General features: G+C 43.3%; 19 protein-coding genes, 1 tRNA gene and 1 pseudogene. 14 read left to right on the plus strand and 7 right to left on the minus strand.

The window, feature by feature from the left end:
• Both ACERC7_RS06630 and ACERC7_RS06635 read left to right on the plus strand, forming a co-directional pair.
• A partial coding sequence (locus ACERC7_RS06630; RefSeq protein ID WP_373666492.1) for a transposase occupies positions 1–457 on the plus strand: 457 nt, incomplete at its 5' end.
• 132 nt (positions 458–589) lie between these two features.
• Entirely contained in the window at positions 590–2827 is a 2238-nt protein-coding gene (locus ACERC7_RS06635; RefSeq protein ID WP_373666493.1) for an LPXTG cell wall anchor domain-containing protein, read from the plus strand.
• Between the two features lie 82 nt (positions 2828–2909).
• Here the strand turns inward: ACERC7_RS06635 and ACERC7_RS06640 are convergent, their stop codons facing one another.
• The gene (locus tag ACERC7_RS06640; RefSeq protein ID WP_373659260.1) at positions 2910–3209 is read right to left on the minus strand and encodes a hypothetical protein; all 300 of its coding nucleotides are present in this window, start codon (positions 3207–3209) and stop codon (positions 2910–2912) included.
• 1 nt (position 3210) lies between these two features.
• Positions 3211–3627: an HIT family protein gene (locus tag ACERC7_RS06645; protein WP_373660445.1), complete on the minus strand. Its 417-nt coding sequence runs from the start codon at positions 3625–3627 to the stop codon at positions 3211–3213.
• Between the two features lie 73 nt (positions 3628–3700).
• Here ACERC7_RS06645 and ACERC7_RS06650 point away from each other — a divergent pair, with 73 nt between their 5' ends.
• From ACERC7_RS06650 to rsmA, 9 genes are all read left to right on the plus strand, one after another.
• The gene (locus tag ACERC7_RS06650) at positions 3701–4426 is read left to right on the plus strand and encodes an ABC transporter ATP-binding protein (RefSeq protein WP_373659262.1); all 726 of its coding nucleotides are present in this window, start codon (positions 3701–3703) and stop codon (positions 4424–4426) included.
• 1 nt (position 4427) lies between these two features.
• A complete protein-coding gene (locus tag ACERC7_RS06655) occupies positions 4428–5471 on the plus strand; it encodes an ABC transporter permease (RefSeq protein WP_373666494.1) in 1044 nt (347 codons plus the stop codon).
• A 19-nt stretch (positions 5472–5490) separates the two neighbouring features.
• On the plus strand, positions 5491–6297 hold the full coding sequence (gene ccrZ / locus ACERC7_RS06660; RefSeq protein WP_373666495.1) for a cell cycle regulator CcrZ: 807 nt from the start codon (positions 5491–5493) through the stop codon (positions 6295–6297).
• Positions 6297–6950 carry a tRNA (guanosine(46)-N7)-methyltransferase TrmB gene (trmB, locus tag ACERC7_RS06665; RefSeq protein WP_373659265.1) on the plus strand — a complete coding sequence of 218 codons (654 nt, stop codon included), beginning with the start codon at positions 6297–6299 and terminating at the stop codon, positions 6948–6950. Before ccrZ ends, trmB begins: the two co-directional genes overlap by 1 nt.
• A 56-nt stretch (positions 6951–7006) precedes the next feature.
• Positions 7007–7093: transfer RNA gene (locus tag ACERC7_RS06670), tRNA-Ser, on the plus strand.
• A gap of 182 nt (positions 7094–7275) precedes the next feature.
• The gene (locus ACERC7_RS06675; RefSeq protein ID WP_373659266.1) at positions 7276–8052 is read left to right on the plus strand and encodes a TatD family hydrolase; all 777 of its coding nucleotides are present in this window, start codon (positions 7276–7278) and stop codon (positions 8050–8052) included.
• Positions 8024–8620, plus strand: coding sequence for a ribonuclease M5 (gene rnmV, locus ACERC7_RS06680; RefSeq protein ID WP_373666496.1), 597 nt, complete (start codon positions 8024–8026; stop codon positions 8618–8620). Before ACERC7_RS06675 ends, rnmV begins: the two co-directional genes overlap by 29 nt.
• A gap of 69 nt (positions 8621–8689) precedes the next feature.
• Positions 8690–11473: a DEAD/DEAH box helicase gene (locus tag ACERC7_RS06685; RefSeq protein WP_373666497.1), complete on the plus strand. Its 2784-nt coding sequence runs from the start codon at positions 8690–8692 to the stop codon at positions 11471–11473.
• A 28-nt stretch (positions 11474–11501) separates the two neighbouring features.
• Positions 11502–12374, plus strand: coding sequence for a 16S rRNA (adenine(1518)-N(6)/adenine(1519)-N(6))-dimethyltransferase RsmA (gene rsmA / locus ACERC7_RS06690; protein WP_373659269.1), 873 nt, complete (start codon positions 11502–11504; stop codon positions 12372–12374).
• A gap of 80 nt (positions 12375–12454) precedes the next feature.
• Here rsmA and ACERC7_RS06695 read toward each other — a convergent pair whose 3' ends face one another.
• The gene (locus ACERC7_RS06695) at positions 12455–12661 is read right to left on the minus strand and encodes a helix-turn-helix transcriptional regulator (protein ID WP_373659270.1); all 207 of its coding nucleotides are present in this window, start codon (positions 12659–12661) and stop codon (positions 12455–12457) included.
• A 1-nt stretch (position 12662) separates the two neighbouring features.
• Entirely contained in the window at positions 12663–12986 is a 324-nt protein-coding gene (locus tag ACERC7_RS06700) for a DUF6442 family protein (RefSeq protein ID WP_373659271.1), read from the minus strand.
• Between the two features lie 145 nt (positions 12987–13131).
• On the opposite strand from ACERC7_RS06700, the pseudogene ACERC7_RS06705 reads away from it, so the two are divergent.
• Positions 13132–13317: pseudogene (locus tag ACERC7_RS06705) on the plus strand (16S rRNA (adenine(1518)-N(6)/adenine(1519)-N(6))-dimethyltransferase); the annotation flags it as partial.
• A 328-nt stretch (positions 13318–13645) separates the two neighbouring features.
• Here ACERC7_RS06705 and ACERC7_RS06710 read toward each other — a convergent pair.
• The 3 genes from ACERC7_RS06710 to ACERC7_RS06720 are packed head-to-tail and all read right to left on the minus strand — an operon-like array spanning position 13646 to position 16693.
• Entirely contained in the window at positions 13646–14896 is a 1251-nt protein-coding gene (locus ACERC7_RS06710; protein ID WP_373660450.1) for a toxic anion resistance protein, read from the minus strand.
• 23 nt (positions 14897–14919) lie between these two features.
• Positions 14920–15882: a hypothetical protein gene (locus ACERC7_RS06715; RefSeq protein WP_373666498.1), complete on the minus strand. Its 963-nt coding sequence runs from the start codon at positions 15880–15882 to the stop codon at positions 14920–14922.
• Entirely contained in the window at positions 15872–16693 is an 822-nt protein-coding gene (locus ACERC7_RS06720; RefSeq protein ID WP_373666499.1) for a hypothetical protein, read from the minus strand. The genes ACERC7_RS06715 and ACERC7_RS06720 overlap by 11 nt, the downstream gene beginning before the upstream one ends.
• 273 nt (positions 16694–16966) lie before the next feature.
• Between ACERC7_RS06720 and ACERC7_RS06725 the strand changes: the two genes are divergently transcribed.
• Positions 16967–18253: an adenylosuccinate synthase gene (locus ACERC7_RS06725; protein WP_373666500.1), complete on the plus strand. Its 1287-nt coding sequence runs from the start codon at positions 16967–16969 to the stop codon at positions 18251–18253.
• Between the two features lie 134 nt (positions 18254–18387).
• The gene (locus ACERC7_RS06730) at positions 18388–19737 is read left to right on the plus strand and encodes a glucose-6-phosphate isomerase (RefSeq protein ID WP_373660454.1); all 1350 of its coding nucleotides are present in this window, start codon (positions 18388–18390) and stop codon (positions 19735–19737) included.
• Positions 19738–20086: the final 349 nt, after the last annotated feature.

A 20086-nucleotide genomic window follows, 5' to 3' on the forward strand; every position in this document is an offset into this window, starting at 1 on the left:
TGTAACAGACTTAACTTATGTCCGTGTTGGCAAGCGATGGGCTTATGTTTGCTTGATGATTGACCTCTTCAACCGTGAAATCATTGGTCTGTCAGTCGGTTGGCAGAAGACTGCAGAGTTGGTTAGACAAGCCATCCAAAGCATTCCTTACGCCCTGACCAAGGTCAACCTCTTCCACTCGAATCGGGGCAAGGAGTTCGATAATCAGTTGATTGATGAGATGCTTGAAACCTTTGGCATTACCCGTTCCCTCAGTCAAGCGGGCTGTCCCTATGATAATGCCGTCGATGAGAGCACCTACCGCTCTTGCAAACTGGAGTTTATCAACCAGGAGACCTGCCAGTCACTAGAAGAACTAACCCTTAAAACCAAGGACTATGTCCACTGGTGGAACCATCATCGCATTCACGGTAGTCTCGATTACCAAACACCTATGGTTAAGCGAGTTATCGCTTAACAAAAACACTTTATAAAAATTGTACAGAAAAGGGGTGCCTTTTCATTAATCTAGATTGATAATACAATAGTTCTGTGATATACTAGTAAGGTAAATTAGGAACCTGAGAAATAGGTTTAGAAAGAGGTATATATGTCTTCACGTAAGATTACAAAAGTTTGTCGTCTAGCTCTAGCCACTGCACTACTAGCAGGAACGCTATCAACAGCCACACCTGTTTGGGCGGAAGAATCGGCAGCAGCTCAGAGATTGGGAAAAGTTCTTAATGGTGGAAAAATTGACGATCAAAAAGCTAAAGAAGTTAAAGAAGTTCTTCAAGACTTTACTATCGAGGAATTGAATAAAGCGGTTAAAGTTCCAAGCGGACTTGATATTCTTGTTAATAATAATACGGATGCTAAGGTTCAGCTGTATAGGCTGATTTTGGAAGAATTTGGAAGACGTCACCTTAGCGAAGGTCAAGAAAATATTGCAGATGAACTTAGAGACAAGGTAAAACAGCTTGAGGAAATAGGAAGGACTGTAAAACAGTTACAAGAGGAACTTAAACAAAGGGAAGAACAGTTTATCAGTAGGGTTGATGAACTGAGTAAAGCAAAGGAACAGTTACAACGTGAAAAAGACGAACTAGCTTCTAAACTTGACAAAAACGATACAGAACAAAAAAACCATCAGTTGCAAGAAGAATTGAAAAAAGTAAAAGCTCAGTTAGAAGATAACAAAGAAAAAGCCAAACAATTAGAGGAATACCTTTCTGAAAAAGAAAAGGAACAAATCAAATCTGATATCGAAGTCAAACGTCTTAGAGATGAGAAAACTAGTTTAGAACATCAAAAGAAAGGTTTGGAATCTGAAAAGGCTAATTTAGAGCAACGTATTGCTAAAGCGAATCAAGACACACAACAACTCCAAGCCGATCGTGAGGAAGCTCGCAAAGAAAAAGATGAGTTGCAGAAACAAAAAGATGATTTAGAGTCTCAAAAAAATAATTTAGCAAGAATAATAGAGACTTTAGAAACACAGAAAAAGAATCTGGAAACAGAAAAACAGAAATTAGAAGAAGCTCTGAAAGATAAACCTGATGGGAAAGCTCAACTTGAAAACATGAAGCTTAAAGAAGAGCAAGAGCGTCTAAGTGCAGAAAAAGAACGCTTAACCGCAGAACTTGAGAAAGAAAAGGCAAAACAAGCCGAGCTGAGCACACAACTAACCGATAGTCAGAAAAAACTCAGCGAGAAATCAGCAGAAGTAGACACGTTGAAACAAAAAGAGCAAGCCCTATTAACTGAAGAAGCTGATTTGGAAACTAAGAAAGCTCAGTTAGAGACTGATAAAGCTGAACTAGAAGACAAAGTCAAGTCACTTGAAGAACAGTTAGCTAAAAAACCTCAGCCAAACGAGCAAATGCTTGAGCAAGACCAGCAAAAACTTGAGGATTTGCAGAAACAATTGGCAGACTTAGAGGGTAAGAACGAAGACTTGATGACTCAAAAGTCTAACTTGGAAAAACAACTGCAATCTAAAGACGACGAAGCTGTTAAACAAAAACAAGACCTAGAACGTCGCTTGTCTGAAAACCAAGCCAACTTACAGAAGTTGCAGTCAGAGCATGATAAATTGGCAGACGAACTTAAAGATTCTCAAGATGCCGTAAAACAATTAGAAGACGAACTTGCTAGGTTAAGCAAAGAAAATCTTAATCTTAAAAAGAGCTTATCAGAGGTGCAAGCAAATGGACAGGAATTGCAATCTGAAAAAGATCGTCTGTCTAAAGAGCTTGAAAAATCAGAAGCCTTAGTTGGTGAGTTGAAAGCAAGACTTGCTGAGCTGAAAAAACCAGATGATAGGATGGAGCAACCGAAAGCTGAGCAACCTAAAGTACCAAATTCTGAAGGTGGAAAACCAAAAGAAAAAGAAGAGCAAATCAAACCAATTTTGCCTGTCGAGCCTGAAAAACAGCCTAAGTCAGACGAGAAAAAAATCGGTAAAACCGAACCTTTGATCAATGAAGATAAACCACAGTTTGAACTCGATAAAGATCATGATGGTGATGGGCATACTAGTCGTAGTGAGCTGGATGCCGGTACTAATCCATTAGATTCAGCATCTGTCCCACGACTGATGCGCAATCAAGATATGCCGAAACCTGATAAAAGGATGGTTAAAGCTGACCCTGTGGTTAAATCAAGCGATAAGCAGCGGACAGTTATGCCTGCCACCCAAGCAGCGCCTATGCCTAAGTCAACAGACAAAGGCATGAAGAAACAGTTACCAAATACCGGTACTAGTTCAACTGATTTGTTGCAATACCTCGGCTTATTGACTGGATTCACAGGACTTCTTTCTTATTCAAGAAAAAGAAAAAACTAGTCTCAAAGCTTGAACAAGAGATGATAAACACAATAAACCGAGCTGGAAACGGCTCGGTTTTCGTGTGTAATCGTGTTGTTGACTATTCCTCTTTTTTCTGATATTTGGCTAAAATGTTCTGGATAGCCACAAGGTGTGGCTTGCTTTCTTCTTGAAATAGGCGGAGCTTGTAGTTGATGTCTTTGCTTAGTTGATTCAGCGCTGGCAGGCTGTTTTGAACCTCTGTGACATCTGCTTTTACTTGGTCAAGCTTGTCCTGACTGTCGGTTAGGGTAACTCTGGCTTTAGCTAGTTGTTTAATCAGTCTGACTCGGTTCTGATAAAGTTGATAACCAATTCCTGTCAGCACAGACAGCCAAAGAAGTGAACGGAGTTTTTTCATCTTAGTTGACCTCCTGTTGGATGTGCTTGGCCAGCTCTGCTAATTTCCCAAAATCAGGCTCATGTTGAGCAAAGCGAATATCCAAGCCGTCACCAGACGCAAATCGTGGTAAGAGGTGGATATGGGCATGAAAAACCGTCTGACCTGCAGCTTCTTCGCTGTTGTTAATTAGGTTGATGCCGTCTGCGCCTGTTGTCTTGACCAAGGCTTGCGCCAGTTTTGGTACGACCCCAAAGACCTGATGAGCAGTGTCAGCGCTCATGTCAAGAAGATTTTTGCAGTGCTGTTTAGGGATAATCAGCGTATGCCCAGGGGTTACTTGAGTGATATCAAGAAATGCCAGTACCTGTTCATCCTCATAAATCTGACTTGAGGGGATGGCTCCTGAGACGATTTGGCAAAAAATACAGTCTGTCATGGGTTGAAACCTCCTAAAATAGCTAAATTTTGTTATACTTAATACAAGTATAGCAAAGAAAGAGAGAAAAGTCTTGTTACGGGTTGAAAACATCACAGGTGGTTATCATCATCTGCCTGTCTTAACAGAAGTGAGTTTTGAGGTCAAGAGTGGCGAACTGGTCGGTCTCATTGGTCTAAATGGGGCTGGCAAGTCAACGACGATTAAGGAAATTATCGGTCTCTTACGTCCAGACAAGGGTAGGATTAGTCTAGGTGGTCTGACCTTGGCTGATGATGCCATAGCTTATCGGAAAAAAATTGGCTTTATTCCTGAGAGTCCGAGTTTATACAGTGAGTTGACCCTGCGTGAGCATTTAGAGACAGTAGCCATGGCTTATGATTTGCCTATCGAGCTAGTCATGACAAGGGCGGAGGGTTTGTTGACCCTGTTTCGTTTATCGGATAAATTGGACTGGTTTCCCACTGATTTTTCAAAAGGGATGCAACAAAAAGTCATGCTGATTTGTGCCTTTGTGGTAGAGCCAGAGCTGTTTATCATTGATGAGCCCTTTTTAGGGCTTGATCCTCAGGCAATTGCTGATTTGATGACCTTGCTAGCAGAGCAAAAAGCAGCTGGGAAAGCGATTTTGATGAGCACCCATGTTTTGGACACAGCGGAGCGCATCTGTGACCGTTTTGTCCTCCTTCACCAAGGACGCGTGCTGGCCCAGGGCAGTCTTGCTGACTTGCGGGAACAGTTTGGGGATTATCAGGCTAGCCTTAACAGCATGTATTTGCACTGGACGAGGGAGGCCTGAGATGAGGGATCTCTTTGAAGAACGGCGTCGTTCCTTTTATCAGCGCCTAACCACTTATCTGCCTTACGTTTTCAATGACCATTTTGTTTTGGTCCTCATGGTTGGGTTGGGGGTTCTGCTCTATCAGTACCGAGAATTGTTGAATAATCCGCCTATTTTCTCGTTTTGGCTTTATGGGCTCCTCTGCGTCTTCGGGCTTGGTTTACTTAGTGTTGGGCAGGTGGCGACCTACATCTTGCCCCCGGATCGCCATTACCTCTTAACTAAGGAGACTGTTTTGGTTGGTTTGGTTAAGGAGGCCAATAGCAGAGCTGCTCTCTTTGGAAGCCTTGTTCAACTGGCTGGGTGGTGCTTGCTCTATCCCTTGCTTCATCAGCTGGGCTGGTCAGTCTGGGGCTTTGTCGCATTTTTGATTGTCGTGACGGTGGTTAAGTTAATTCTTGCCAATCGTCGCTTGATGAGGCTTGGTCGTCAAAATGGTCTTGACTGGGATAAACTGGTAACAACTGAAGTGCAGCGACAACAGCGACTCTTGCAGTTTTTTGCCCTCTTTACCAATGTCAAAGGCATTACCAGTAGTGTGAAAAAACGCCCCTACCTTAATGTTTTGAATAGATTTGCTCCAAAAGGGCAAGGAAAGCTGTATCATCAGCTGTTCTGGCGATCCTTTTTACGCAGTGGTGACTATCTGGGCTTGTTTTTGCGGTTGACAGGATTAGCTATGCTCAGTTTATTTGGGGTGTCCAGTCCCTACCTGGGGGCAGGTCTGGCTGGTATGTTGAACTTTTTACTGAGTTTTCAACTGTTGGCTTTGTCCAATCACTATGACCATCACTATTTGCTAAAGGTAATGCCTCTAGCAGGTTTTGGTCAGAAAACGGCCCTGCTCTGGCTGATACGGCGACTAAGTCTGGTAGCGCTTCTGATTGAGTTGCCTTTTGCCAAAACATGGTCTGCCGCTCTGCTATTAACCGCCATCAACGTGGTAGTCCTCTATGCCTACATGCCTCATAAAGCAGAACGAATGATTGACGAGACGGCTTAAAACAGGTAAAATAAATAAGATGGAAATAAGGAGAAATCTTGTGACAAACGATAAAGAGTTAACATTAGCCCCTTTGAAAGGTAAGAGCGGGCAAGCTTTTCTAGGAACGTATCCCAATGGGGATCGGGTGTTTGTGAAGATGAATACGACCCCAATCTTAGCCGCTTTGGCTAAGGAACAAATTGCGCCCCATCTCTTGTGGACCAAACGGACACCAAACGGTGATACCATGAGTGTGCAGGAGTGGTTGGACGGTAGGCTGTTGGAGCGCGCTGACATGACGAGCAAGCAGATTGCGCAAATTTTAGCACGTCTGCACCAGTCAAAACAACTCCGCAATCAGCTGTTACAGCTTAATTACCGCATCGAAAACCCTTATGACTTGTTAGCAGAGTGGGAAAAAAATGCTCCGCTCCAATTAAGAGAAAATTCTTACCTTCAGACCATTGTTCAAGAATTGAAGCGTCAACTGCCAGACTTCAAAGCCGATTTGGCAACAATTGTTCACGGTGATGTGAGACACACGAACTGGGTGATTACAACCAGTGGCATGATTTACCTGGTAGATTGGGATTCAGTGAGGTTGACTGATCGTATGTACGATGTTGCCCAGATTCTTAGTCACTATGTGCCAAAAGCGCATTGGCAGGAATGGCTGGTTTATTACGGTTACAAGTACAACGATTTAGTGATTAATAAATTTTATTGGTATGGGCAATTTTCTTATCTGTCTCAGATTTTAACCTTTTTTGAGTTGAGAGAGATGGATAAGGTCAATCAAGAAATCTATGACCTTCGCCAATTTAGAAATGGAATCAAAAACTGATGCGTGTCAGAAATCGAAAAGGGGCAGCGGATTATTTAGCTGCCAATCCCCAGTACGTTATCCTCAACCCTGAAGACAGTAAGGGCAAATGGCGTCAGGTGTTTGGGAATAATCATCCGATTCATATCGAGGTTGGTTCTGGTAAGGGACGATTTATCACAGGTATGGCTGCCCAAAACCCTGATATTAACTATATCGGCATTGATGTTCAGCTCTCAGTGCTTAGCTATACTTTAGACAAGGTTTTAGAGAGCGATTTGCCTAATATCAAGTTGCTGCGTGTTGATGGGTCCAGCCTGACCAATTACTTTGAGGCCGGAGAAATTGACTTGCTCTACCTTAACTTTAGTGACCCTTGGCCAAAAACACGCCACGAAAAACGGCGCTTGACCTACAGGAGCTTTTTAGAAACGTTTGAGCAGATTTTGCCACCTGGCGGTGAAATTCACTTCAAAACAGACAATCGTGGGCTCTTTGAGTATAGTTTGGCGAGCATGTCTCAGTATGGTATGGTGCTCAATCAGGTTTGGTTGGACCTACATGCCAGTGATTACGAAGGCAATGTTATGACCGAGTACGAGGAAAAATTTTCCAAAAAAGGTCAGGTCATCTACCGCCTAGAAGCACAGTTTGACAAGCCCAAAAAAGTATGATAGACTAATGAGGTAGTTTTAGCGATACGATATGGTCGCAAGACTATCTTGCTTATGGAGAGGTCGCATAGTGGCTGAGTGCGCTGGCTTGGAAAGCTAGTAGTCCTTAACGGGGCTCGGGGGTTCGAATCCCCTCCTCTCCTTTTATCCCCTTGATAAATCAAGGGATTCCAGAGATGACCTCAATAATATGATAAACTCCTTCGTAAAATGACAGCGAAGGAGTTTATTGTTGATGGTCTCTCGTCAGGTGAATGCCAACTGTTTATCGTGTGACGACGCTGACTTCCTTTTTATTTACCTGCAAATATGATACAATAAGCCTATGACATTAGAAATCTTTGACACCCATACTCACCTTAATGTTCCGACCTTTGATGGACGTGTGGCAGACGAATTAGCATTGGCAAAAGAGCTGGGCGTAACCACCCACAACGTGGTCGGTTTTGATACACCAATCATCGAACGCGCCATTGAACTGGCGGACCAGCACCCTGAGATTTACCTGACCTTGGGCTGGCACCCGACGGAAGCTGGTAGCTACACGGATGATACCGAGGCTTTTTTGCGTGATAAGCTCCGTCACCCCAAGGTCATCGCACTCGGCGAAATTGGGCTGGATTATTACTGGATGGAGGATCCTAAGGACGTGCAGGAAGCTGTCTTTCGCCGCCAGATTCAGCTCTCCAAAGAACTGTCCTTGCCCTTTGTGGTCCACACGCGAGACGCCTTGGAGGACACGCTGACCATCATTGAAAGTGAGGGCGTGGGCCCTCGTGGTGGCATTATGCACTCCTTTTCAGGTTCTTGGGACATGGCAGAGCGCTTTATCGAGCTAGGGATGATGATTTCCTTGTCAGGCGTGGTCACCTTTAAGAAGTCAGTCGAACTCCAAGAAGTGGCAAAACGCATCCCCCTAGACAAGCTTTTGGTGGAAACTGACGCTCCCTACTTGGCTCCCGTTCCCAAACGAGGCAAGGAAAACAAGACCGCCTACACCAGATACGTTGTGGATTTCATCGCTGAGCTCCGTGGCATGACCAGCGAAGAGGTCGCACGCATCACTACAGAAAATGCAAAGAGGTTTTTCAAACTTGACTGAAAAAATCATTATTCAAGAAGTCATTGTTGTCGAAGGCAAGGACGATACCGCCAACCTCAAACGTTTTTACGAGGTGGAGACTTATGAGACCCGTGGCTCGGCGATTTCGGAAGAGGATTTGGAGCGTATTGAGGTGCTCCATGACCTGCGAGGGGTGATTGTCTTTACAGACCCAGATTACAACGGTGAGCGAATTCGCAAGATTATCAGCTCTGCTATTCCCACCGTCAAACATGCCTTTCTCAACCGTGATGAGGCAGCCCCACGCTCAAAAACCAAGGGATGGTCTTTGGGGGTTGAGCACGCCAGTTTTGAGGACTTGGAAAAGGCGTTGGCTGGGGTGCGTGGGTACTATAACGATGAGGACAATTTTGATATCACGCAGGCAGACCTGATTCGGCTAGGGCTCCTGATGGGAGCAGATAGCCGACAGCGCAGGGAACACCTCGGTCAGAGCCTACGCATCGGCTACACCAATGGCAAACAGCTCCTCAAACGCCTGAGACTGTTTGGGGTGACCTTGAAAGAGGTGGAGGAGTGTATGGGGAGTATAGAGAAAAATCTATAGTAGAGCTTTTCTTAATGAAGAGAAAAATATTTTAAAATTTAGATATTGGGTAAACTTTGGAGAAGAGGGATGAAAAAGCAAGAGGCGAGAACTATATTGGTAAGCATAAATCCTAAAATTGAAATAATAGAATCTGAACGACTTTCTTTTTTGGAAGATCAGTTGAAAGAACAATATTTTATTCAAAAGGAAAAAGAATATGCAGATTGGATACGCGGCCTTCCCAATGGTTTTTTGGATAGACTGAATAAACAAGCCTCTTTTCAAGACATTAATTTCCTTTTAAAAGATTCTTTTTATCCCACGGAATTATTTAGTAATGTCGAGTGGGTTAAAATGCTTTATACTTTAGAAAAATCTCTAGCTTATCTATCCGCCTATAAGCAATCGTTATTTCCAAAAGTTAAAGAATTGCAAAAAAACTTACAATATGTTGTTGACAATGATAAAAATTCTCTATTTAGACTTTTTCAAGATCGTACGATAAAGCATAATGTTGAATTAGCAAAAAAAGAGGTTCAGTTGAATTATGGGCTGTTGGTTGATTTAGATAATCGGCTAGAAAAGTGGAATAATTTCTCCGAAACCACTGCAGAAGAACTAGTCGCTTTAAGTGAGCACAAGCTAGATTATTCAGCTAAAATTAGTCAGATTTTAAAAATAGATGATAGCAATACTGAATCGTATCTTTTTCGACAATGCTTAGAAACGTTAGCACTGGCTGAAAAATTTATTAAACAGAACTCTAAGTGGAAGCTTATTGATGATGTTAAAGAAGTTTGGAATCAAATCAGAGAAACTCAAATTAAGGCTATTGAAGCCAGTTATCCGGTAGACTTATTGGGATATGCAGATGAGCGTGTTGCTAAATTTCTTCCAAACCTTTCTAGAAATTTCGACAACTTGAGTGCTATTTGGGGATGTTCTAATGACTTTTTACAGAAGATGTGTCATATTCCTGAGGAAGATATTGAATTAATCAAAACAATAATTTCTCAAATTATGAGTCAAGGAAAGGAGCATTACTATCCTAAGTTAAGAGTGGATAATCTATCATCCTTAGAATTTAAATTACTAGGTCTGTTAAAATTCTATAAAGACTATCCCAAAGACAGAGAAACACGAGAAAAAGCTTTTCTTGAACAGATAGAGTCCCTGAAAATTAAACTTGAAAAAATAAGAACCTTAGCTTCTAATCGGTTCATGCTTAATTTTCTATCGGAGCAACAAAGAAAAGAGTGGCTTGAGGAAGAAAAAGGGCTATATACAGCTTATAATTCATTTTTGACTGCAGACGACCAAAATGATATTCTTCAATTCCCTGCCTATAGTGAGAGAGAGTTGAAAGCTGATTTCGTAGAAAATAGTGCAACTTTTCATGCTCTAATAGAGGCACTAACAGGCTCTAAAAAAATCTATACACCAAATGACTTACCAGATTTGATTGTTGATAAAGTGAAACAAGTGAACATAAACAGAGAAGGTTTAGGCGTCACGATGCGCTCTTATCAAGAATTTGGTGCTCAATACATTTTGTTCTATAGAAACGTTCTTCTGGGCGATGAAATGGGTCTTGGTAAAACGATTCAAGCCATCTCGGTTGCCAATCATCTTTTTCAAAATGATCAACAACATACGATAGTCGTTTGTCCTTTAAGTGTTTTAGAAAATTGGAATAGGGAAGTCAAAAAATGGTCGCAATTGCCGACTTTCGTGTACAGGGGGTCTGATAGGCAACGAACATTTGACAAATGGAAAAGCGAAGGAGGTGTCCTTCTGACGAATTATGAGCAAGCTAAAGCTTTATCAGAAACCCTGACTGATACTGTTTTTGATTTTTTAGTTGTTGATGAGGCTCATTATATTAAAAATCCTGAAACAAAACGTACTATTTACACGACGTTGCTTTCTAAACTGGCGCAATACAAATTATTTATGTCGGGTACACCACTGGAAAATCGTTTAGTTGAGATGAAACATCTCATAAAACTTTTAAATGCGGAATTAGGAAAAAAATTAGAAAGTAGGTACTGGACGACTAAAGAATTTAAAACTCAATTATCGACTGTCTATTTAAGACGTAAGCGGGAGGAGGTGCTTGATGAGCTCCCAGAGATGGAGGTGATTGAGCTATGGTCTCGATTCTCAGAGGAACAACAATTGTTTTACGACGATGCTGTTAGAGATGGCATTAGTGGGATGATGCGGATGAGAAGAGCTGCTTTTGTTGGTGAAAGGTCGAAAAAACTATTGCAAATTATAGATATTTGCAAAGAAGCTAGAGAGAATGGTCAAAAAGTACTTGTGTTCTCCTTTTTCAAAGAGGGGGTCTTGTATCGTCTACAAGAAGAATTGTCAAACGTGGCACCAGTAATGATTTCAGGCTCTATTTCACCAGCACAAAGACAAGATATTATTGACGAATTTAGTAAAGATCCCAATCAGACAGTATTACTCAGCCAAATAGATGCTGGTGGTGTTGGCTTAAACATTCAAGCGGCAAATATTGTGATACTATGCGAACCGCAGTGGAAACCTTCGACTGAGCAACAAGCTATTAGCCGTGTTTATCGAATGGGGCAATTACGTGATGTCGTTGTTTATCGATTACTGACAGAGGACAGTATAGATGAATCTATGATGGCACTACTTGATGAAAAAACGGCATTATTTAACGACTTCGCTAATGATTCAAGTATAGCAGAAGCGTTTGAGCAGAGAGAAAACTTCGAGAGGGATATGATTAATGAATCCAGACTCCGCCAAAAAGTTTTTGAAATGGAGAAAAAGCGACTTGAGACAAAGAACTTTTCTCAAACCTCAGCTGTCAACGCCTTGAAAAAAGCTGAGTAGCCAAATTGAATAAAAAAGGACGGATACTATGAGAATAGCAGATTACAGCATGACCAAGGCGGTACTAGACCGTCACGGGTTCACCTTTAAGAAGTCCTTCGGTCAGAACTTTTTGACCGATACTAATATTTTGCAGAAGATTGTCGATACCGCCGAGATTGATGAGTTCGTCAACGTCATCGAGATTGGCCCTGGTATCGGGGCTTTGACCGAGTTTTTGGCAGAGCGTGCCGCTGAGGTCATGGCTTTTGAGATTGATGACCGCCTGATTCCCATCTTGGCGGATACGCTGGGGCGGTTTGATAATGTCCAAGTTGTCCATGCGGACATTTTGACGGTGGACTTGCAGATGCAAATCAAGCAGTTCAAGAATCCTGACCTGCCTATCAAGGTGGTGGCCAACCTTCCCTATTACATCACGACGCCCATTCTCATGCACCTGATCGAGAGCAAGATTCCTTTTGCTAAGTTTGTGGTCATGATGCAAAAGGAGGTCGCTGACCGCATTTCCGCCGAGCCTAACACCAAGGCTTACGGTAGTCTCTCCATCGCAGTCCAGTACTACATGACCGCAAAGGTCGCCTTCATCGTGCCCCGCACTGTCTTTGTCCCTGCGCCAAACGTGGACAGCGCCATTCTCAAAATGGTGCGACGTCCCGAGCCTTTGGTCAGTGTCAAAGGTGAGGATTTCTTTTTCCGTGTGTCCAAGGCCTGCTTTGTCCACCGTCGAAAAACCCTCTGGAACAACCTGACCAACCACTTTGGCAAGTCAGAGGAGGTGAAGGACAAGCTCACGCAGGCGCTTGGCATGGCAGAGCTGGCACCAAATGTCCGTGGCGAAGCCCTGACCCTAGCGGACTTTGCTAGATTGGCGGATAGCCTGCAAGAAGTGGGGATGTAACCTAAACGATGTCGAATGACGAAAAAAGACTCGAGTTCCACAAAACGGTGGTTATCGAGTCTTTTTGAATGAGTGCCTGGTTAGAAATAGAAGAGATTTTCAAATGATTCGTCCAGAGCAATACATAAAATTAAGGCTAACTTTGCTGTGGGATTAAACTGTCCTGTCTCAATAGAGCTGATGGTGTTTCGAGATACGCCAATCTCATCAGCTAATTGTTGCTGGGAATAGTGTTTTCGCTTGCGGGCTTCTTTTAAACGATTTTTTAAAATTAACTGTTCGTCCATATTAACCTCTAAAAATGGCATAGAGGTGCCCAACGATGAGTAGGGTGGCGAGACTGAGCGTGAGGAAGCCATTGATGAAATGATTCTTTGTTTTTAGCTGTTTGTAGGTCATTAACTCGACTGCTGCTTGCATAGCGAAGTAAATACCTAACATCCCAAAATTAAAGCGATTTGTAAAGTAAGCTTCTAGTGTGAATAAGAGAGAGCAGGCCGTTATCCCAACAATGCTGGCAATATTTCCAGAATTGAGACTGACATGGTGCTCCATTTCATCAGCGACAGCATAGTCTTTGCGACTTTTTTCTAAAATATCTTGTTTATCCATAGGAAACCTCCATTATATATTTTGACAAGTATACTTGGTATTTTTATTGTAACATACGCCAAGTTTACTTGTCAATACTTTTTTGAAATATTTCGCCAAAAAGAGGAGTATTCATGGAAATTCTTTGCTTATTTTATGATTCAGATTTTATCCACCTCGAAAAACCCTCTGGAACAACCTGACCAACCACTTTGGCAAGTCAGAGGAGGTGAAGGATAAGCTCACGCAGGCGCTTGGCATGGCAGAGCTGGCACCAAATGTCCGTGGCGAAGCCCTGACCCTAGCGGACTTTGCTAGCTTAGCGGATAGTCTGCAAGAAGCAGGATTATAGGTTTGATTAACTGTCCTTTTTAAGGGAGGTTTTTTTGCTCTGCTATTACCTTTAAATCTACTTCAAAGGAAATTCACTGCCATAAACAGTGTGCTTAAAAAGCTCCATAAGATGTAGTGACTTAACTGACTACAATCTTATAGAGCTTTAAAATGAAGATAAATCTGTTAACCTATAATCGTTACTAATTTTGTTTACTTAACGTGATAAGAGACGATCAAGAGCCCTAACGCACTTCTAAGCTGGCAAAAGGTGTAAAAACTGTTCTCAGCCTGTGCAGTGACTAACTCCTTAAAAGGTTAAAACTGAGGTGTTCAACTTTGCTAGTTTAACGATTAATGTTGTCTTGTGTGGCTCGTCCTTCATTGAGCAGGGCTTGGACAATTTTTTCATCACGCAATTTAACCGAATCATTGATGGTTTCTGCAGACTTGATGATAGCTGTTTCCAGTTGCGCTCGTTGGTTGCGCCCTTGGTCAATGGCGGCAATGATGCCGTTATTTTGTGCAATAAGGCTCTCCGCAATGGCAGTGACAGACGCGAGATTAAGGGTTGGGCGTTGGGCAGCATTTTCCAAAGCAGGAATAGCCTCCTTGCTGGTTTCTGCTAGCATTTGCAGGGCCGCATTGTTGGCATTGACGATAGCGTCCGCTGTTGCACCAGAGCGGACAGACTGTTGAAGGATGCCCAGCTGAGCGATAGAGAGCTTCATGGTTGGGATGGTGTTGCGACGCAACATGCCTAGTTTTTGTCGCATGTCAGATGATACTTTGACGAGATTGCGCATTTGAGGTGTTGTTGCCCATGCCACATAAAGACGGCTGACATACTCTGTATGTTGTTGTTCGAGTGTGTTGACGACCTCGGTTAGACGGGCTAGTTCCTCAGATTTGACATGATAGTCAGCTGATTGTAGGTCAAGGTTGGCTACCTGATGGTGAAGATCCAAGGCACGATTGGAAGCCTCTTTCTGAGTGGCTTCCAGGAAGGCAACCACACCGACTAAGTTCTCGATAGATTTTGTGTTTTCTTCGATAAGCATCTCAGCTGAGACGATGTTACGTGCTAAGGTATCCTCTTGCTTCACCACATGGGCAGCCATGCTGTCCATTTTTTGTTCGATGTTCTGAGCATCGAAGTAAAACTCTTGAAGGGTGTTTTTGCCCTGTTTGAACATTTTTTGGAAAAAATTGGGTTTTTGCTCCAAATCCGCTGGCTTGATGTCCTTGTATTTGGCAACAAAACCGTTGAGTTCACGGTTGGTGTTTTGGAGCAGGTCATCAACTTGAGGAATGTCTAGTTTCTTTTGTTCAGACAAGATGTGATTGACGGTTTTATTAACCTCTTCGACGGCGGCTTGACCGAAATCTAGCAAGGCATTCTGGTCAGTGATGAAACTGTCGACTAGCTGTGGTGCTCGTTCGGTAATCGCTGTTTGTTGTTCAGGTGTTAACTTATCCAGAAAGCCCACCTGCCCTGTTCCTAACTCCTTGGTTGTTTGGATGATTTCAGTTGTTTTATCAACCTTTCTGACAGCATTGTTGGCAATTTTATCAATATCAAAATTAAATTGGCTCATAGGATCTCCTTAGGTTTGATTGGCTAGACAGTTGAGTTGAGCAGTCGTAGATTGACTTCGAACTCGTACATAGCATTTTCATTGAGTTGGCGGACTTGTTCTTTTAAATCGTTGGCGAAGCGCTCGATGGTTTCTTGGGCTGTGGTCAAGCGTTTCTCAGCGTCATAGTAATGGTTTGGGTGCTCTTTGATGGTAAGGTAACCAGTTAGGATGCTGTTAAATCGCAACATGCTAGTCTGATGAAGTTCTAGCAATTCAGCCTGATTAGCGAGTTGGCTTTTCTTGATTTGCTCCTTAATGAGCTGGCTATCTTGTCTAATCTGATAGACAGCTGCACTGATTTCAGGAGCGATTTGCTTAATGTTGTGTTGATCTGGCAATTGACTTTCCCAGTCATGCTGTAACTGATGCAAGGTATCCTGAATCAGTTGTCGCTCAGTAGCGATGCGGGTCATCAAGCGTTGAAAGGTCGCCAGGTCTAACCTGTTTTTTTGTTGATTAAGCTGATCTGCCAGTTGCTCTAGTTCTGTCAAGACCTCAGGTGCTGATGCCTTATAGGCGGCGTGTTGCTTGGATTCGGCTAACGCCTTTAACCGAGACACGCTGCCATCAAGCTGTTTAACAGTGGACTTGATTTGGTCAATCGTTGGCAGGGCTGCGACTCGTTGACCGCTTAATTTCTGCTGCTGGCGAGTGGATAATTGGTTGGATACGGCATAGCCACCCCAGAGTAGCCCAGTAAATCCAAATAAAGCCCCAAAAAACTCAGTGTAGCTAAGCGGAAGAAAAGCACATAGGGCAATTAAAAAAATGGTGTAGGGCCGTCGATTGGCTGGCAAAGTTCTGCGATTAATCTGCTTTTTTAGCGACCAAAACATGATTAAACTAATACCAGAACCAACCAAGAAAGGATTGTTGCCCAATGTTCCCCAAAATACTAGGGATAGGACAGCTGTGAATCGCCAGAATAATCGATTAGTTCTCATCTTTACGCTCCTTTTGGCTCATCAGCCGTAAACTCACCTCAAAATCACTTAACTCCTTCTCGTTGAGTTCTTTTAAGGTGTCATCCAAGTCCAAATCAAATTGTTCCAGAGCTGTTTTTGCTCGTTCCAAGCGTTCTTGCGCTTGATAGAAATCTTTCGGAGACGCTTTGATGTTCAGATAACCTGACAAAATGTCTTCGAACCGATTCATGTTGGTGTCATGCAAAGCGGTGAGCTCAGATTGATTGGGGATCGTTTTGATTTTTTCACGGATAATACGGTCATCCATGCGAATATTGCGATAGCAAGTTAACAATTCTGGAGCCAGCTGAAGCACGCGCTCCTCCTCGGGGTTCAACGGCTCACTATCCGCGGATAAGCCTAGTCGGTTCAATTCTGTCGTAATCTCGCCAGTCACTTGAGTGACTTTTTTTGACACACGCTGGTAGATTTCTTGCCCCATGTCCTCTTTGAGTTGGTCAGCCTCATTTTGGATGGTTTTTAGTTGGGGCAAAAGCTGGTGCGCCAACACGCCGTATTGGGTGTACTCTTTTTGGGACTGATAGTCCTCAAGCAAGCTTACTTGGCGATCGGCGCGTTTAATCTTACCTTTGAGGTCTTGCAAGCGAGGGTTGGGGCTTTGGCTAGGCAGTCTTCTTTGTTTAGCCACTAATTGATAGATAACAAATCCGATAGCACCCGCTAGTATTAAGGGTAAGGTAGCAAGTAAAGCGCCCATACCAAGCATTGCTAGGACGACATAAAGAACAATCTTTTCGTCTTTCATCCGCTTTACTCTGTGTTTTGTCATTGTTGTCCTTTCCGTATACTATCTTACCTTATATTTTAGCTAAAAACAGACAACTTTACAAGAAATTACTGTGATTTTAGCCTGTCTGTGTTTATTCAAAAGCAACCTTTGACATGAAAACTTTACGTTCTAAAAAATGACAACGTTTTTTAAATTAAAAAGCGAACCAATATAGGTTTTTATTGATTTTTTAACAAAAAAAGCTTATAATGTTTTAGGATAGAACGCACTAGGCTTGTGCATGTAGCGAGCCAAAAGAAAGGTGAACAAGAAATGACAGCAGTTGTTGTAGTAGGCACCCAGTGGGGTGACGAAGGAAAAGGCAAGATTACAGATTTCTTGGCAGCGGAGGCAGAGGTTATCGCCCGCTACCAAGGCGGAGACAATGCAGGACATACCATCGTTATTGATGGTAAAAAGTTCAAGCTACACTTGATTCCGTCCGGGATTTTCTTCCCTGAAAAGACGGCTGTTATCGGAAATGGGATGGTGGTCAATCCCAAGGCGCTGGTTAAGGAGCTAGACTACCTTCATGGTGAGGGAGTGACGACGGATAATCTGCGGATTTCAGATCGTGCGCACATCATTTTGCCTTACCACATCAAGCTTGATCAGTTACAAGAAGAGGCAAAAGGTGACCAAAAAATCGGCACCACCATCAAGGGGATTGGTCCAGCCTATATGGACAAGGCAGGTCGTGTTGGTATCCGTATTGCGGATTTGCTGGATAAAGAGGTCTTTGCAGAGCGGTTGCGTGTGAACTTGGCAGAGAAAAATCGCCTCTTTGAAAAGTTCTATGAAGCAGATACCTTGGATTTTGAGGAAATTTTTGAAGAATACTACTCCTACGGTCAGCAAATCAAGCAGTATGTGACGGATACCTCTGTCGTGCTTAATGATGCGCTTGATGCGGATAAGCGGGTGCTCTTTGAAGGCGCTCAAGGTGTCATGTTGGACATTGACCAAGGAACCTATCCGTTTGTGACGTCATCGAACCCTGTCGCTGGTGGGGTGACCATCGGCTCTGGTGTCGGACCAAGCAAAATCAGCAAGGTGGTTGGTGTCTGCAAGGCTTATACCAGCCGTGTTGGTGAGGGGGCGTTCCCAACCGAACTCCATGACGAGATTGGCCAGCGTATCCGTGAAATCGGAAAAGAATACGGCACGACCACAGGTCGCCCACGCCGTGTGGGCTGGTTTGACAGTGTGGTCATGCGTCATAGCCGCCGTGTTTCTGGTATTACCAACCTGTGCCTCAACTCGATTGATGTCTTGTCAGGGCTTGAGACTGTGAAAATCTGTGTGGCTTATGACCTTGATGGGGAGCGAATTGATTACTACCCGGCTAGCACCGTTCAGCTCAACCGCTGCAAGCCGATTTATGAGGAGTTGCCAGGTTGGTCCGAGGACATCACAGGTGTTCGTCGTTTTGAAGACCTACCGCTTCATGCTCAGAACTATGTCAAGCGGATTACAGAGCTGGTTGGTGTGGAACTCTTGACCTTCTCTGTCGGTCCAGACCGCGACCAGACCAATATTGTTGCAGATTTGTGGCATTAAGGCTGTATCATCTAGCTGCTTAATGAGGGGCTAGATGATTTTGTTTCAATGCTCACAAATTACAAGGAATGCTTGATTTTTGCCCCATAAAAAGGTAAAATATAGGGGATATTAGTTAGAAAGGTTATCAACGCATGACAACTATTCGATTTGATTATTCTAAAGTACTAGGGACTTTTGTTGGACAGGAGGAGTTGGATTACTTGCAACCGCAAGTGACTCTGGCAGATAAATTGCTCCGCGAAAAGACTGGTCCAGGGAGTGACTTTTTGGGCTGGTTAGATTTACCAGAGAACTATGATAAAGACGAGTTTGAGCGTATCTTAGCAGCGGCTGAGCAGATTAAGTCTGACAGCGAGGTGCTAGTGGTTATCGGTATCGGAGGCTCTTACTTGGGGGCCAAAGCAGCCATTGACTTCCTCAACCATCACTTTGCTAACTTGCTGTCTGCACAAGAGCGCAAAGCGCCTCAAATTTTGTACGCTGGAAACTCTATTTCCTCAACCTACTTGGCAGACTTGGTGGAGTATGTGGCAGATAAGGATTTCTCTGTCAACGTGATTTCTAAGTCAGGGACAACGACTGAACCAGCGATTGCTTTTCGTGTGTTTAAAGAGCTCTTGGTTAAAAAATATGGTCAAGAGGAAGCCAACAAACGCATCTATGCCACGACAGATAAGGCTAAAGGGGCGGTTAAGGTGGAGGCAGACGCCAACAACTGGCAGACTTTTGTCGTGCCAGATGATGTCGGTGGTCGCTTCTCGGTCTTGACAGCTGTAGGGCTTTTGCCGATTGCTGCTAGCGGTGCGGACATCAAACAGCTCATAGCTGGTGCCAATGCGGCCCGCCAGGCATTGACCTCAGATAAAATCACTGACAATATTGCCTACCAGTATGCAGCCTTGCGGACAGTGCTTTATCGCAAGGGCTATGTGACAGAGATTTTGGCTAACTATGAGCCATCGCTCCAGTATTTTGGCGAGTGGTGGAAGCAGTTAGCTGGTGAATCTGAAGGTAAAAACCAGAAAGGTATCTACCCAACATCTGCTAACTTCTCGACTGATTTGCACTCTTTGGGGCAATTTATCCAAGAAGGCTATCGCAACTTGTTTGAGACGGTGGTGCGTGTGGATAAGCCACGTAAAAACGTCTTAATTCCAGAGCTGGCTGAGGATTTGGATGGTTTAGGTTACCTGCAAGGCAAGGATGTTGATTTTGTTAACAAAAAGGCAACAGACGGTGTGCTACTAGCTCACACAGATGGCGGCGTGCCCAACCTCTTTGTCATCTTGAAGGAGCAGGATGCCTTTACGCTGGGTTATGCTATTTACTTCTTTGAGCTAGCCATTGCTATCACAGGTTACCTCAACAGTGTCAACCCATTTGACCAGCCAGGTGTTGAAGCTTATAAGAAAAACATGTTTGCCCTTCTTGGCAAGCCAGGCTTTGAGGAACTGTCAGATGAGCTGAATGCACGTCTATAAGCTGATAAAACAGTGCCTAGAAAAGGCTAAACGTTAGTCAGCGTAATCAACTGATTTATAGCGAAGAGAAACCTCCTGTAAATGTTTGAACCGCACCTCAAAATTAGATTTTTTCTGTCTAACTTTTTGGGGGCGGTTCAATTTTTGCCAGGGGTCTTTTTGATGCTATTGTTCACAATAGCTGAAAATGTTTTGGGTTTTATTTCTGATACAGAGATAATTTGGCGGATGACTAGCAGAAGACAAAGTACTCGTTTTTGAGGATTATCGCTGTTATTAAGTTGAAGTAGTGGTAGACTTTCCTCTATTCTTTAAGTTATTGAATATTAGGGTTAATAGCTCTTTTTTA

Origin of the sequence: Streptococcus sp. E17BB (genome assembly GCF_041807725.1) — a bacterium.
In the GTDB taxonomy this organism is placed as follows: Bacteria; Bacillota; Bacilli; order Lactobacillales; family Streptococcaceae; genus Streptococcus; species Streptococcus entericus.